The 14,810-nt window shown below is 72.5% G+C and carries 13 protein-coding genes and 1 pseudogene; 9 read left to right on the top strand and 5 right to left on the bottom strand.

The features are described 5' to 3' along the window. Nucleotides 1–127 (top strand): annotated as a pseudogene (locus ACFPCY_RS17710) (IS630 family transposase); the annotation flags it as partial. Here the strand turns inward: ACFPCY_RS17710 and ACFPCY_RS17705 are convergent. After that, nucleotides 124–645, bottom strand: a complete 522-nt coding sequence (locus ACFPCY_RS17705; RefSeq protein ID WP_378256424.1) for a DUF2079 domain-containing protein — start codon at nucleotides 643–645, stop codon at nucleotides 124–126. The pseudogene ACFPCY_RS17710 and the gene ACFPCY_RS17705 overlap by 4 nt on opposite strands. A 367-nt stretch (nucleotides 646–1,012) precedes the next feature. On the opposite strand from ACFPCY_RS17705, the gene ACFPCY_RS17700 reads away from it, so the two are divergent. After that, nucleotides 1,013–2,389, top strand: a complete 1,377-nt coding sequence (locus tag ACFPCY_RS17700; RefSeq protein WP_378256423.1) for a hypothetical protein — start codon at nucleotides 1,013–1,015, stop codon at nucleotides 2,387–2,389. A 19-nt stretch (nucleotides 2,390–2,408) separates the two neighbouring features. On the opposite strand, the gene ACFPCY_RS17695 is transcribed toward ACFPCY_RS17700, so the two are convergent. After that, nucleotides 2,409–3,146, bottom strand: a complete 738-nt coding sequence (locus tag ACFPCY_RS17695; protein ID WP_378256422.1) for a dienelactone hydrolase family protein — start codon at nucleotides 3,144–3,146, stop codon at nucleotides 2,409–2,411. 277 nt (nucleotides 3,147–3,423) lie between these two features. Between ACFPCY_RS17695 and ACFPCY_RS17690 the strand changes: the two genes are divergently transcribed. From ACFPCY_RS17690 to ACFPCY_RS17680, 3 genes are read left to right on the top strand one after another with little or no spacing between them, the layout of a single operon-like run. Then, entirely contained in the window at nucleotides 3,424–5,601 is a 2,178-nt protein-coding gene (locus ACFPCY_RS17690; protein ID WP_378256420.1) for an MMPL family transporter, read from the top strand. A gap of 5 nt (nucleotides 5,602–5,606) precedes the next feature. Beyond that, on the top strand, nucleotides 5,607–6,830 hold the full coding sequence (locus ACFPCY_RS17685) for a sensor histidine kinase (protein WP_378256418.1): 1,224 nt from the start codon (nucleotides 5,607–5,609) through the stop codon (nucleotides 6,828–6,830). Continuing rightward, the gene (locus ACFPCY_RS17680) at nucleotides 6,827–7,462 is read left to right on the top strand and encodes a response regulator (RefSeq protein ID WP_378256416.1); all 636 of its coding nucleotides are present in this window, start codon (nucleotides 6,827–6,829) and stop codon (nucleotides 7,460–7,462) included. Before ACFPCY_RS17685 ends, ACFPCY_RS17680 begins: the two co-directional genes overlap by 4 nt. A gap of 179 nt (nucleotides 7,463–7,641) precedes the next feature. Here the strand turns inward: ACFPCY_RS17680 and ACFPCY_RS17675 are convergent, their stop codons facing one another. Further along, on the bottom strand, nucleotides 7,642–8,775 hold the full coding sequence (locus tag ACFPCY_RS17675; protein WP_378256414.1) for an epoxide hydrolase family protein: 1,134 nt from the start codon (nucleotides 8,773–8,775) through the stop codon (nucleotides 7,642–7,644). 63 nt (nucleotides 8,776–8,838) lie between these two features. Between ACFPCY_RS17675 and ACFPCY_RS17670 the strand changes: the two genes are divergently transcribed. Then, entirely contained in the window at nucleotides 8,839–9,825 is a 987-nt protein-coding gene (locus ACFPCY_RS17670) for a helix-turn-helix transcriptional regulator (RefSeq protein WP_378256411.1), read from the top strand. Here ACFPCY_RS17670 and ACFPCY_RS17665 read toward each other — a convergent pair. Beyond that, entirely contained in the window at nucleotides 9,791–11,224 is a 1,434-nt protein-coding gene (locus ACFPCY_RS17665; RefSeq protein ID WP_378256409.1) for a phytoene desaturase family protein, read from the bottom strand. The genes ACFPCY_RS17670 and ACFPCY_RS17665 overlap by 35 nt on opposite strands. Before the next feature lie 24 nt (nucleotides 11,225–11,248). Further along, nucleotides 11,249–11,815 (bottom strand): TetR/AcrR family transcriptional regulator, encoded by a 567-nt coding sequence (locus ACFPCY_RS17660; RefSeq protein ID WP_378256408.1) that lies wholly within the window; start codon nucleotides 11,813–11,815, stop codon nucleotides 11,249–11,251. 91 nt (nucleotides 11,816–11,906) lie between these two features. Between ACFPCY_RS17660 and ACFPCY_RS17655 the strand changes: the two genes are divergently transcribed. From ACFPCY_RS17655 to ACFPCY_RS17645, 3 genes are all read left to right on the top strand, one after another. Next, a complete protein-coding gene (locus ACFPCY_RS17655; RefSeq protein WP_378256406.1) occupies nucleotides 11,907–13,067 on the top strand; it encodes an FAD-dependent monooxygenase in 1,161 nt (386 codons plus the stop codon). A gap of 111 nt (nucleotides 13,068–13,178) precedes the next feature. After that, on the top strand, nucleotides 13,179–13,643 hold the full coding sequence (locus ACFPCY_RS17650) for a hypothetical protein (RefSeq protein ID WP_378256404.1): 465 nt from the start codon (nucleotides 13,179–13,181) through the stop codon (nucleotides 13,641–13,643). A gap of 77 nt (nucleotides 13,644–13,720) precedes the next feature. Continuing rightward, the gene (locus ACFPCY_RS17645; protein WP_378256402.1) at nucleotides 13,721–14,809 is read left to right on the top strand and encodes a hypothetical protein; all 1,089 of its coding nucleotides are present in this window, start codon (nucleotides 13,721–13,723) and stop codon (nucleotides 14,807–14,809) included. The last annotated feature ends 1 nt before the right edge of the window (nucleotide 14,810 follow it).

Raw genomic sequence — 14,810 nt, 5'->3', positions numbered from 1 at the left:
CCGGCTGAAACAGATCCATGCGTTCTTCCGCACCCGCTCACCCGACCAACTCCTGGCCACCGCCGCGCCCTGGACCAGCCCCTGGCTCCCACCCGGTTACGAACAGAACTTCTGGAATCGCGCTTAGGGGTGCGGCGACCAGGGTGAGGGGCGAGCGCAATGCCGCGAACGCCGTGGTCGCCAGCAGAGATAGTAAATTCGCTGTTCGGCGAGGGCCGTCATGGCGAAGGCCATCAGCGGTACTGCGAAAGCGATCTCGTGGAAGTCGAAGGCGATGGCTCCCTGGATTCCCCAGGAAAAGCCGTAGGCCGTTGCGACGGCGGTGCCTTGGGCGGGGCCGAGCCGGCGGATCGCCAGGCGTGCCACGGGGATCACTGAAGCGGCGATCAGGGCCGCTTGGGCTGTCAACAGCGTTCGCGGGTCGTCCCAGAGCCAGTAGAGCGGGGCCAGTAACGCCAGGACGGGGTGGAAGTGGTCGCCGAGTAGGTTGAATCCGGGACCTTTGATGGCAGACACAGGTGCCCGGAAGTGCGCGTACGAACGGATCGCCTGGTCGAATATTCCGAGGTCGTAGCCGGCCGTCTGGATTCGCGCGTGCCGGACGAGCGAGAACGTCGTGTAGAGCACGAAGAACGCGAACGCCAAACCTCCGGGTAATAGAGATGGCGTCCGCCTTGGAAGACCGGGGACTGGCTGTGAAGCAGTGGTCATGCACCGGGTGGCGGACATCTGCGTGGACATGCGCGAGACCGACGGGTGAGCGATCGACAAGATCGTAGGAACGTGTCGAATTTCCTGTCAAGGTTCGTCAGATTGGTGACTAAAGGCGGTTGTGGAGCTTGAGGGCCGGAAGTGGTCGGGAGGGGCGTGTTTGGGGGGTGGTGGGAGGGATCAGGATGCGGGTGTGCGCGGAGATCTTGTGGGGCTGAGGGTGTGGCGGTGGGTCGGGGCTGTCGGGCTGCTGGCCGGGGTCGTGGGGCCGGTCGGGCCTGCTCTGGCGCAGGGTGGGTGCGTGAGCGGGACGGGTCCGGTGTCCGTGGAGGAGCAGCGGTTGGGGAACCGGTTGCCTCGGGACGGGGATCCCGGACGGGCTCAGGAGAAGGCGTTCGGCGAGCAGATGATCGAGGGCGGCGGGTTCGGGCAGTTCGCGCCGGGATTCGCTCGGGAGTTGTGCCGGGTCGGGGGGATCCGGGCGGCTCGGGGCGTGGTCGAGCGGGCCGGGGAGCGGTTGTGGCGCCGGGCGGTCGATCGGGCTCAGGGACGCGGCGGTGGCGGGACGCTGCCGGCCGGCGATGATCGGCCGCTGTACTGGACGCGGTTGCAGGCGCGGGTCGTCCTGCGGCACTGGACGCCGCGGTTCGCGATCGGCGAGGCGCAGCGGGAGGCGCTGATCGGGGCCTTCGACCGGGCGTCCCGCGGGATGGACGACATCCGGTATCCCGGTGGGAACGTCAAGCGGGTGCTCGTCAGCGGGTTCGATCCGTACACGCTGGACGGCGGCGTCACCGGGCCCGCGCCGGGGACGGTGGGGAACAACATCCGGCACGGGAACCCGTCCGGGGCGACGGCCCTGGCGTTGGACGGGACGCGGTACCGGCGGCCGGACGGGCGGATCGCCGTGATCCAGGCCTACCTGCTGCCGGTGAACTACACCGAGTTCGCCGCCGGGTACCTGGAGGACGCGGTCGGGCCGGTGATGCGGAAGCTGGACGCGTCGGTCACGATCAGCCAGGCGGTCGACTCGGAGTTCTGGCTGGAGCAGTGGAACGGGCGGTACCACGGGGTGTCGCCGGGGAACGACAAGTCGCAGCCGTGCCCGACAGTGGACGGGAAGCCGCAGCTCGCGGTGGACAACCACGCGTGCGACACGCAGGTCGTCCGGCGCTGGGGCGGGCCGTCGGCGTTCGATCTGCGGAACCCGCCGCAGTGGACGGCCACGACGCTTCCGATCAAGCAGATGATCGAGGCCGGCACGGGGCGGTCGGTGCCGCGTCCGCCCGGTGACCAGTGGCCGGACCCGTCCGTGGCCTTCGGGGTCATCTGGCACACCAGCTACACCGAGTTCCCGGACTGCGCGAAGGCGGCGGTGGTCACCCGGAACACGCCGGTTCCGGGTGACTATCCGCCGCCCACCGCGCCCGTGCCGCCCGACCCGGATTCCTGTGCGTACAGCGGAGGCGGCGGCAACTACCTCTCGAACGAGAGCGCCTACCGCAACACGCTGCTGCGCGACAGGTTCGGACGGCACATCCCGGCAGGACACATCCACACGCCGGACATGCAGCATTTCGACTCGCCGTTCGCGGTCAGCGACGCGACGTTCGACGCCTGGCGGACGAGCATCGTGGCCCAGACCCGCAACCTCGTCCACGTCGTGGCGAGTCAGTGAGTCGCGGCCGCATCCTCGATCACGTCGGGATCAGGTGGCGGGTGTAGAAGCGGGCCGTCGTCTCCGCCTCGTGCCAGGGGGTCTGGTTGTGGCGGCCCGGGTTGGCGTGCAGGGTCTTGTGCGGGGTCGCGAAGGCGTCGAAGAGGGTCAGGGCGTACTCGCGGGGGATCTCCTCGTCGTCCCAGGCGGCCAGGAGCTGGACGGGGACGGTGATCTTCCGCGCGGCTTCGGTCAGGGCGTCGAAGAGGAGGACGGAGCCGAACGAGGCCGCCCTGATCCGCGGCTCGGCGGCCGTCAGGAGCAGGCCGGTGGCCGTGCCCAGCGTCACGCCGCCGTAGCCGACGGGGGTCTCGGGGCCGAGCTCCGGCAGGAGGGCGTCGATCGTCGCCCGCCATTCGGGGACGGCCCGCTCGGCGAGGTCGGTGTTGTACTCGGCGACGATCGGGCCGATGGGCTCGCCTGCTTCGCGGGCGCGCATCATCGCGGCGACCCATTCCCGGTCCTTGGCGTTCCTCGGACGGTCGCCGTGGCCGGGCGCGTCGATGGCCGCGACCGAGAAGCCGTGGTCAGCCGCGTAGCGGGTCGCTCGGGCCGTGATTCCGGGGGCTCGCTTGTGCAGCCCGCCGCTGTGGCCCATCAGGATGAGGGGCGCGTTGTCGCGGCGCGTTTCGGGGGTCCAGAGGACGCCGGTCACGTCGTCCAGGACGAAGTCGCGTTCGATGACGCCCTCGGCGGACGTCTCAGTGGTGAAGTTCATGGCTGTCGCCTTTCGGATGCCGTGTTCGGGCGCTCCCGGCGACGTCCGCGTCAGCCTGCCGTGGTGAGGGGAGGGAGCACCCATGTGGTCGTAGCGTTCACGGGTCTCACCTCCTTGGTCGGCGTCACGGCCTCCGGAAAGGTAGCAGGCGGAGCTCGTCCAGGTCGAGGGGCTTTGTGCGGTGGCGCGGGGCCGGGCTTGTCCACCGGTCGGTGGACAACAGGTTCAACCGGTCGAGCCTGTCGGCGGGTAGGGCCCTCCGACCAGGCTTTTCGGTATGAAGAACCCCTCAGTGCGAGTGGCGCGGTGGAGCGCCCATCACCCGTGGCGCGCGATCGCCGGGTGGATCCTGTTCGTGATGGTCTGCCTCGGCGTCGGCATCTCGGTCGGCGGTCACGCGGCCACGTCGGAGGACTACCGGGTCGGTGAGGCGGGCCGCGCCGAGGCTTACGCCGCGCAGGGCGGGCTCCAGCAGAAGGCGCTCGAACGGGTCCTGATCGCGGCGAAGGGCGACGGGCGGCTCGACGCGTCGCGCGGCGCGGAGATCGCGCGGGACGTCCGGGAGCGGATGGGACGGCTTCCCGAGGTCGAGTCGGTGGCGGCGCCGGTGTGGTCGGCGGACGGACGGGCCGTCCGGGTGGACGTGACGCTGAAGGGCCCCGAGCTGGACGGCCGCAAGCACGTCGCGCCGCTGCTCGCGCAGACCGATGAGGTGCGCAGGGCCAACCCGGATCTGGCGGTCGACGAGGCCGGCAGCCCGTCCATCAGCAAGGACGTCCAGGGCCAGCGCGGGAAGGACCTCTCGCAGACCGAGCTGTTCGCGCTGCCCGTCACGCTGATCGTGCTGCTGCTCGTGTTCCGGTCGGTCGTGATGGCGGTCGTGCCGCTGCTGCTAGCGGTGTCGTCGATCGCGGCGGCCGTGGGACTGTCGATGGTCGCCTCGCACGTGTTCCCCGACGCGGGCGTCGGGACGAACGTGATCCTGCTGATCGGCATGGCGGTCGGGGTCGACTACACGCTCTTCTACCTCAAGCGGGACCGCGAGGAGCGGGCGCGGTCGGGCGGCCGGCTGTCCCCGGCGGCCGTCGTGGAGCTGGCGGCGGCGACGTCCGGGCGCGCGGTGGTCGTGTCGGGGCTGGCGGTCGCGGCGTCCAGCGCCACGCTGTTCCTGGCCGGTGACGTGATCTTCAGCTCGCTGGCGACCGGGGCGATCGTGGTCACGGTCGCGGCGGTGGTCAGCTCGCTGACCGTGCTGCCCGCGCTGCTCGCCAAGCTCGGCCACCGCGTCGGCGGCGGGCGGGCGCGCGAGTCGCGGGTGACCGGGGCCGTGCTGCGGGCCGTCGCGCGGCGTCCGCTGGCGCTGCTGGGCGTCGCCGTGGCGGTCATGCTGGCGCTGACCGGGCCGCTCGTCGGGATCAAGCTGACCGACGTGGGCCGGGAGACGTACTCGCGGCAGCTTCCCGCGATGCGGGCGTTCGACCGGGTGAACGCGGCGTTCCCCGAGCTCAAGGCGGTCAACCAGGTCGTCGTGCGGGCGGACGCGTCGCGGCAGCCGGAGGTGCGGGCGTCGCTGGACGCGCTGGCCGCCCGCGTGAAGGCCGACCCGCTGTTCGACGGGCGGACGCGCGTCCGCGTCTCGGCCGACCGCGAGATCACGATGCTGGAGGTCCCGGTCCCGGCGTACCCGAGCCAGCAGCGGGCGCAGGACTCGCTGAAGGTGCTCCGCGCCGACCTCGTCCCGGCGACGGTCGGGAAGGTCCGGGCCGACGTCGCGGTCACCGGGGACGTCGCGCGGTACGCCGACTACCCCGAGCACCAGAAGCAGCGGCTGCCGCTGATCCTGGGCGCGCTGCTGCTGGTCACGTTCGTGATCACGGTCCTGGCGTTCCGGTCGGTCGTGATGGGGCTGGTCGGGGTCGTGCTGAACCTGCTGTCGGCCGGGGCGTCGCTCGGCGTGCTGGTGCTCGTGTTCCAGCACCGGTGGGCCGAGGGGCTGCTCGGGTTCACCTCGATGGGGTCGGTCGGGTCCCGGGTGCCGCTGTTCCTGTTCGTGATCCTGTTCGGGCTGTCGATGGACTACCAGGTCTTCACGCTCAGCCGCGTCCAGGAGGCGGTGCGGAGCGGGGTCCCGGCGCGGCGGGCCGTCCTGGACGGGATCGGACGGTCGGCGGGCGTGGTGACCAGCGCGGCCGTGGTGATGATGACGGTGTTCGCCAGCTTCGTCCCGCTGCACCTGATCGAGATGAAGCAGTTCGGGTTCAGCCTGGCGGTGGCCGTCCTGCTGGACGCGTTCGTGATCCGGCTCGTGATCCTGCCCGCGCTGATGCTGCTGCTCGGCGACGCCGCGTGGTGGCCGTCCCGGCGGCGGCGCGTCGCGGGCGCGCACGGCGGGCACCAGGCGTCGGCCGGGGCGCCGACCGGGGCGCCGAGCGGGGCGGGTCGGAACGTAAGGTGATCGACGTGCCGTATCCCGACGACCAGTCCCGCGTCCTGCGCTGGAGCGCCGTCCTGTGGGTGGTGTTCGGCCTCGCCCCCGAGGCCGTCGCCTCGCACGACGACCCGGCCCGGTTCCGGTACTGGTCGTTGGGCGTTCCGGTCGCGCTGGGCCTGGCGTACGCGGTGTCGCGGCGGTTCGCGGGGCTCGGCGCGGCGTTCCTCTGGGTGCTCGTCCTCGGGATCGGCGCGGTCGCGTTCCTGCGGGACGGCGCGGCGACGCTGTTCGTCGCCTCGCTCCCCCTGTTCTGGCTGCACGCGCGGACGGAGCGGGAGTCGCTCTGGCTGAGCGGGTTCGCCGCGCTCGCCGCACTGGTCGGCGACGTCCTGCGCGGCGGCGACTTCGGCGGGAACGCGGTCGTGACCGCGGTGGCCTACGGCGTCGGGACGCTGCTGGCCCTCACCGTCAAGCGGCGGCTCGACCGCGCCGACCAGCGCGCGGAGCGGCTCGGCGCGGAACTCGACGAGGCCCGGTCGGCGCTGGCCGAGGCGCATCGCAAGGAGGGCGCGGCGGCCGAGCGCGAGCGCATGGCGCGAGAGATCCACGACACGCTCGCGCAGGGGTTCGCGTCGATCGTGGTCCTGGCGGAGGCCGCCCGGGCGGACGCCGCCCGCTCGAACGCCGCCCGGGCGGACGCGGCCCGGACGAACGCCGCCCGGGCGGACGCGGACCGGACGGACGCGGCCCGGGCGGACGCGGCGGACGACGCGTCCCGCCGCCTGACCTCGATCGAGCGGATCGCGCGCGAGAACCTCGCCGAGGCGCGGGTGCTCGTCGGGTCGTCCCCGAGCGAGGCGGTCGCGCCCGGCTCGATCACCGCGACGCTGCGCCGCACGCTCGACCGGTTCGCCGAGGACACCGGCATCGCCGTGCACGCCGAGCTGGACGACGTGGAGTGCGACCAGACCACCCGGATCGCGCTGCTCCGCTGCACGCAGGAGTCGCTGGCGAACGTCCGCAAGCACGCCGGGGCGGGCGCGGTCGGGGTCGTCCTCACCCGGCATCCGCAGCACGTGGAACTGGAGATCACCGACGACGGGCGCGGCTTCGCGGTCGCGGACGCCCGCGGTTTCGGCCTCGCCGGGATGCGGCGCCGGCTGGCCGAGCTCGGCGGCGACCTCACCGTGACCAGCTCGATCGGCGACGGCACCCGCGTGCTCGTCGCCCTGCCCCTGGAGGAGCGCCCATGACGTCGGTGATCGTGGCGGACGACCATCCGGCGATGCGCGCGGGAGTGATCGCGCTGCTCGCGGCCGACCCGGACATCGCGATCCTGGGCGAGGCGTCCGACGGGCGGGAGGCCGTCGCGCTGGTCGCCGCGCACCGCCCGGACGTCGCGCTGCTCGACCTGCGGATGCCCGTCCTGGACGGCGTCGCCGCCACCGCCGAGATCGCCGCCGCCCACCCGTCCACCCGCGTCCTCATCCTGACCACCTACGACACCGACGCCGACATCGAGCGCGCCGTCGAGGCCGGGGCGGTCGGCTACCTGCTGAAGGACACCACCCGCGAGCAGCTCGTGGACGCCGTCCGGGCCGCGTCCCGGGGCGAGACGGTGCTCGCCCCGAAGATCGCGCAGAAGCTCGTCGCGCGGATGCGCCGGCCGGCCCCGGCGGCGCTCACCGCCCGCGAGGTGGACGTCCTGCGGGCGGTGGCCGACGGCCTGTCCAACGCGGAGATCGGCGAGCGGCTCGTGATCGCCGAGGCCACCGTGAAGACCCACCTGCTGCGGATCTTCGCCAAGCTCGACGTCAGCGACCGGACCCGCGCGGTCGTCACCGCCCTCGAACAGGGCCTCCTGCCGCCCGGCCCACGCCGCTGACCGGCCCTCCCCGCTGACCGGCCCGCGGCGCAGACCGGCCCTCCCCGCTGACCAGCCCGCGGCGCTGACCGGTGCGCGGCGCTGACCGGTGCGCGGTGCTGACCGGTGCGCGGTGCTGACCGGTGCGCGGTGCTGACCGGTGCGCGGCGCTGACCGGGCCGCGGTGCTGAGAAGAAACTTCAGCGGAAGGCGCGGTAGAAGGCGCGGAGGTCCTCGACGAGCAGGTCGGGGGCGTCGTGCGCGGACCAGTGGCCGCCGCGGTCGTGCTCGGTCCAGGCGACGATGTTCTTGTGGTCGCGGTCGGCGAAGCGCCGCAGCGGACGGAAGTCGTAGGCGAACGAGGACAGGCCGATCGGGAAGGTCGTCGGGGCGGTGTCCCGCTCGGCGTGGTGGTTCTCGTAGTAGAAGCGGGCGGACGAGGCGGCCGTGTTCGTGAGCCAGTAGATCGTCGCGTTGGTGAGGATCACGTCCGGGTCGGGGACGCCCGCGAGGAGCTGGCCGATCCAGGCGAGCTGCCCGGCGGGCGAGTCGGCGAGGGCGTGCGCGAGGGTCTGCGGCTGCGCCTGCTGGATCTTGTCGTGTACGGCGTGCTCGACGAAACTTCCGAGGAAGCCGAGGTAGTTCTGCTCGTCCGGGGTGAGGTCGGCCAGCTCCGACGGGTCGCCGCTCGGGAACGAGAAGATCTGCGTCACGTGGACGGCGATGACGCGGTCCGGGTGGCGGCGGCCGATCTCGGGGCTGACGATCGCGCCCGCGTCGTTGCCGTGGGCGGCGAAGCGGTCGTAGCCGAGGCGGGTCATCAGCTCGGCCCATGCGTCGGCCGTGCGGGCCGCCTCCCAGCCCTTGGTGCGCGGCCGGCTGGAGAAGCCGAAGCCCGGCAGGGACGGGATGACGACGTGGAAGGCGTCGGCCGGGTCCTCCGGGTTCGTCAGCGGCTCGACCAGGTCGAGGTACTCGACGAAGGTGTTCGGCCAGCCGTGCGTGAGGATCAGCGGGGTCGCGTCCGGGTGCGGCGAGCGGACGTGGACGAAGTGGATGGTCTCGCCGTCGATCTCGGTCGTGAACTGCGGGAAGGCGTTGATCCGCGCCTCCTGCGCGCGCCAGTCGAAGTCGCGCCAGCGGGCGACCATGTCCCGGACGAACGACCCCGGCACGCCGTACTCCCAGCCGGGCTGGACCGGGCCGCGCTGGACGCCGTCGGTGACCTGGTCGTAGGGGAGCTCGTCCGCCCAGCGGGTGCGGGCGAGGCGGTCGGCCAGGTCGTCGAGGTCGGCCTGCGGGATGGTGACGCGGAACTCGTTGATCTCGCTCATGGGAAAGAGTCTGTCGCGGCATTAGGCGGGGTTCGTTCCTAATGGTGCGACAATCTGAGGGACATGTTGGAGACATCGGCGCGCCTGCTGAAGCTGCTGGCGCTGTTGCAGACCCCGCGCGACTGGACGGGCTCCGAGCTGGCCGAACGCCTGGAGGTGAGCGGACGGACCGTCCGGGCGGACGTCGAGCGGCTGCGGACGCTGGGGTATCCGGTGCACGCGACGCGCGGCTCGGCCGGCGGGTACCGGCTCGGCGCGGGCGCGGCGCTGCCGCCGCTGCTGCTGGAGGACGACGAGGCCGTGGCGGTCGCGGTCGGGTTGCGCACGGCGACCGGCGGCGCGATCGCGGGGAACGAGGAGGCGTCGCTGCGGGCGCTGGCCAAGCTGGAGCAGGTCATGCCGTCGCGGCTGCGGCACCGGGTCGGGACGCTCCAGGCGTACACGGTTCCGGTGCCGAGCGACCGTCCGGGGCCGTCGGTCGATCCGGACGTGCTGACAGCGATCGCGAGCGCCTGCCGCATCCGGGAGCGGCTGCGGTTCGACTACCTCTCGCACCGCGATTCGGCGTCGCGGCGGGAGGTCGAGCCGTACCGGCTGGTGAACTGGGGACGCCGCTGGTATCTGCTGGCATGGGACGTCGGGCGGGAGGACTGGCGGACGTTCCGGGTGGACCGGATGCGTCCGAAGACCCCGACCGGTCCGCGCTTCGCGCCGCGTCCGCTGCCGGACGAGGACGTCGCCGCGTACGTGTCGCAGCGCGTCTCGGCCGCCGCCTGGCGGTACCGGGCGAGGGTCCGCGTGCACGCCTCGGCGGAGGCCGTCTCCGCGCGGATCTCCGCTGCCGTGGGGGTCGTGGAGGCGGTGGACGAGGCGTCGTGCGTCCTGCACACGGGCGCGGACACGGTCGAGTCGCTGGCCGTCCATCTGGGGCTCCTGGACGCCGATTTCGACGTTGACGGCCCACCTGAGCTGGTCGAATACCTCGATCGGCTGGCGCGCCGCTACAGCAGATCGACTAGCGCGGTGAAAGGGACGGCGGCCGAAGTTTGAAGTGGCGGCGCAGGGCCGAGGCGGCGGCGAGGTAACCGGACATCCCGTGGACGCCCGGCCCCGGCGGCGTGGACGCCGAACACAGGTACACGCCGTGCAGGGGCGTCGTGTACGGGTCCCAGCGAAGCGCTGGGCGGGCGGCGATCTGCCGTAGCGTCATCGCTCCGGCGCCGATGTCGCCGCCCACGTAGTTCGGGTTGTAGGACTCGTACGCGGCGGCCGAAATCCCGCGCGCTTCGATGATGGTGTCGCTGAAGCCCGACGCATAGCGCTCGATACGCGCGCGCACGAGATCGACCGGCGGAGTGTCGTCGCCGTTGGGCACGTGCGCGTAAGCCCAGACCGGACGCTTCCCGTTGACGATCCGGCTCGAATCGACGACGCCGGGGTCCACGACGAGGACGAACGGCGAATCGCCCAGCGTCCCGCGTGATGCCATCTCTTCTTGGCGGATCATCGATGCGCGGGTGCCGCCTAGATGGACGGTTCCGGCGCGTCCGACTTCGGGGTTGGCCCAAGGGATCGGCTCGGAAACGAGGAAATCGGCCTTGGCGGCGCCCGGCGCGTAGCGGAACCTCGCCAGCGTTCGCGCGTACCGATACGGGAGAAGCCGACGGCTCACCGAGAGGAACTCGCGGGCGCTCGTGTCGAAGAAGATCAGTGGGAATCCGGCCAGTTCCCCCAGATCGGTCACGCGGTGCCCCAGGCGGAACTCGCCGCCGTGCGCGGTGATGTCGTCCGCTAGAGCCTGGGCGATCGAGGCGCTGCCGCCGCGCGGGAGCGGCCAGCCCGTCCCGTGCGCGAGATGCCCCAGCATGAGCGCGACGGCGTTCCCGACCAGGCCCGAGACCGTGCCGACGGCGTGGCCCGCGACCCCGGTGAACAGCGCGGACGCCTCCTCGCTCCGGAACGGGTCGCCCCTCAGCGCCCGCAGCCCGAACTGGACGGCCCCCACCGGCGAGGACGGCGGGCTGCGCAGGTCCGACAGGAACAGGCTGCTCAAGCTCTCGGTGTGGCGGAGCAGCGGACCGAACAGCCGGCGCCACGCCGGGCCGTCCGCGCCGAGCGCCGCGCAGGTGGCGTCGAGGGAGCGGTGGGCGAGGGCGGCGCGTCCGCCGTCGAGGGGGTGCGCGTAGCTGATCGACGGCCGGAGCAGCTCGACGCCGCGTCCGGCCAGGTCGAACTCGCGGAAGAACGGCGACGCGGCGGCCATCGGATGCACCGCCGAGCAGACGTCGTGGTTGATCGCCGAGTCGAACAGCGCCTCGCCGCGCAGCCCGCCGCCGATCTCCGGCGCGGCCTCGTAGAGCACCACGCGGAGCCCGGCGCGGGCAAGGGTGACCGCGGCGGCGAGCCCGTTCGGGCCCGTCCCGACGACGGCGGCCTGTTCCTCAGACATCGCCCACAACCGTATCGAAGCGGGTCAGGACGGCAGGGGACCGGTCAGATGCCCCGCCACGGCGCCCGCGACCATGGTCGCGAGGGTCTCGACGTCCATGCTGGCCAGCGGTTCGATGCCGAGCAGGTAGCGGCAGTAGACGACGCCGAGGCTCTGGCTGAGCAGCAGGGCCGCGCGCTCGCGCGCGTGCGGGTCGTCCGGGCGGGCGGTCTGGACGGCCGGGACGATCTCGCGGTCGAAGATCTCCTGCACTCGCGCGGCGGCGTCCGGATGCGTCGGGGCGGCGCGCAGCAGGACGGCCTCGGCGGCGTTGCCGCCGCCCTCCCACCGGGCGATCATGGCGCGCACGTACGCGGCGGCGGCGTCCTGCGGGTCGGGGTCGAGGGCGGGGACGGCCAGGTCGATCGTGGACGCGGCCGTGTACAGCGCGGCCTTGCTGCCGAAGTAGCGGATCACCATGGACGGGTCGATGCCGGCGTCCGCCGCGATGGCCCGGATCGTGGCCCGGTCGTAGCCGTCGGCCGCGAACCGCCGCTGGGCCGCCGCCAGGATCGCGGCCCGGGTCCGGGCCGAGCGCTCGGTGAAAGCCATGCGGCAACTGTAGGCCAACAACCGTTGGCAAACCGCCCCAGGTTTGCCACCATGTGTTGGCAAACATGCATTGGCAGACTTGGGAGCCCCCATGAACGCTCTTCCCGCCACCGCCGACGTCCTGGTCGCCGGGGCCGGTCCCGCCGGGCTCGCGCTGACGGCGTCGCTGCGCGCCCAGGGAGTGGACGCCGTCCTCGTCGACCGTCTCGCGGAGGGCCAGAACACCTCCCGAGCCGCCGTCGTGCACGCCCGCACCCTGGAGGTCCTGCGCGAGCTGAAGGTCACCGACGAGCTGGTCGCGCGCGGCGTCAAGGCGCCCCGGTTCACCGTGCGCGAGCGGGACCGCGTGCTGCTCACCGTCGACTTCGACGACCTGCCGACCGAGTTCCCGTACGCCCTGCTCGTCCCGCAGAACGTCACCGAGGAACTCCTCCTCGGCCGGCTGGAGGCGCTCGGCGGCGCGGTGCTGCGCCCGCACGAGCTGACCGCGCTCCGGCAGGACGCCGACGGCGTCACCGGCGTCCTCGGCGACGGGCACGAGATCCGCGCCCGGTACGCGGTCGGGACGGACGGCATGCACAGCCGCGTCCGCGAAGAGCTCGGCATCCCGTTCGAGGGCGACACCTATGCCGAGTCGTTCATCCTCGCCGACGTCCGGCTGGACTGGGCGTCCGCGAACCCCGAGGTCATGCTGTTCTTCTCCCGCGAGGGCGTCACCGTCGTCGCGCCCCTGCCCGGCGGGCGGCACCGCATCGTCGCCACCGTGGCCGACGCCCCCGAGCACCCGACCGTCGCCGACGTGCAGCGCCTCCTCGACACGCGCGGCCCGCGCCGCGACCCGGCCCGCGTCACCGACCTCGTGTGGAGCAGCCGCTTCCGCGTCCACCACCGCCTCGCGGCCCGCTACCGCGAGGGCCGCGTGTTCCTCGCCGGGGACGCCGCGCACGTGCACAGCCCGGCCGGCGGCCAGGGCATGAACACCGGCGTCCAGGACGCGGTGGACCTCGCGCACCGCCTCACCGCCGTCCTCCGCGACGGCGCGTCCGCGGACACCCTGGACGCCTACGAGACCACGCGCCGCCCGATCGCCGAGGAGGTTGTCTCCTTCACCGACCGCATGACCCGCGTCGCGACCGTCGGCAACCCCGCCCTGCGCAACCTGCGCAACACCTTCCTGCGCACCCTCGACTGGCTGCCGCCCGTCCACCGCGCCATGGCCATGCGCATCTCGGAGCTCTCCACGGCGGAATGATCCGGCCGGGATCTCCCGGACCGGTGGACACCGCCCGCGCCGCCCGGCAAGGTGATCAAGCGCGCCGCGCGGGCGGCGCCGCATCGGGAACCCCAACCCTCAGGAGATCCCATGACCGTTTCCGCATTCCGCCGCGCCGCCGTCCTCGGCGGGCTCACCGCCGCCGTCGCCGCGGCCTCGATGGGCGCCGCCAGCGCCGACGCCGCCGCGGCCAAGCCGTTTCCGGTGAAGAAGTTCGACGTCTGCTACCCGAAGGCGGCGCACTGCGCGACCGCCAAGCACCTCAAGGTGCGCGCCTACGGGACCGTCCAGTACCGCCCGTCCTATCCGGCCGGGCACGTCACCGCCTACAACAAGCTGGCCAAGCCCGCCTACGTCGTGGTGACCATCCGGATGAAGAACGGCGTGAGCCGATCGAAGTACATCCCGGTTCCCAAGCGCATCAACAACGTGGGCTTCGCCTACCCGGCGTCGTCCCGCTTCATCACCAGCATCACGATCAAGGTCTGCACGAGCACCGGCGCGAAGGCCTCCTGCGGCCTGCCGCAGACGCTCATCACGCCCAAACTGGGCTGATCGCGCGGAGGGTCCCGTGAGAGGATCTCGCTCCTCACACCTTTCGTCCCTTACGGGACCCTCCGCAGGAGCATCGTTTGCACCACCCTCTGAAGGCGACGCTCGTCGCCACGGCGGCCCTCGCGACCACCGTGACCACGGCCGCCGTCCCCGCGGACGCCGCCACCCACGCCTGGCGCGTCACGCAGACCTTCAAGCCGGCGGCCCGCACCCAGATGGACGCGCTCACCATCGCGTCCCGCAAGGACGGCTGGGCGTTCGGCAACGCGTACCACCCGAACGCCAAGCCCGCGATCGTCCCGTTCGCCTACCGCTGGAACGGCAGCCGGTGGAAGTACATCGCCCTGCCCAAGGGGCTTGACGGAATGGTGCAGGACGTCTCGGTCCGTTCGGCCACCGACGCGTGGGCGGTCAGCACGCCCGGCGAGTCGCCCGGCGCGGGACCGAACGCCGTGCTGCACTGGAACGGCAAGCGCTGGTCGGTCGTCAAGCGCGACCTGCCCGGCTATCCCGATTCCGTGCAGGCGCTGGGCCCGAAGAACGTGTGGGTGTTCGGCGCGCCCGGAGCCGACAGGGGCTCGGGCACCTGGCACTACGACGGCCGCTCGTGGAAGCGCGTGAAGACCGGCACGTTCATGCCCGGCCGGACGAGCGCGACGTCGTCCACCAACCTGTGGGCGGCGGGCCGCGACGCCGCGCCCGGCAAGGACATGAAGACCGTCGGACGGTTCGACGGCCGCAAGTGGACGATCTTGTCGGTCGGCGTTCCGGTGTGGTCGCTCGTCGCCGAGTCGTCCCGCAGCGTGTGGGCGACCGGTTGCCAGTACGGGGCCAAGCACCCGAACTCGCTGCTGCACTGGGACGGCCGTTCCTGGAAGCGCACGGCCGCCCCCGGCGGCGAGTGCCTGCGGGAGATCACCCCGGACGGGAGCGGCGGGTTCTGGTTCGCCTCCCAGGACGGCAGGCAACGCGGCGTGCTCATCCACCGGACCAAGGCCGGGAAGTGGAGCACCGTCCAGGTCCCCGGCCCGAAGGGGTCGCCGTTCGTGCGCGCGCTGGCCCGCGTTCCGGGGACCTCGGTCGTCTGGGGTGTCTCGACGATGGACATACTCGACCCGTCCAAGGCGCGGCCCAGCTCGATCGGTCAGTTGCTGCGGTACTCCTGAC

The organism is Actinomadura gamaensis, from assembly GCF_042652125.1.
GTDB lineage: Bacteria > Actinomycetota > Actinomycetes > Streptosporangiales > Streptosporangiaceae > Spirillospora > Spirillospora gamaensis.
The sequence above is the reverse complement of the archived record's forward strand: the minus strand, read 5'-3'. Positions and strand labels throughout refer to the sequence as shown.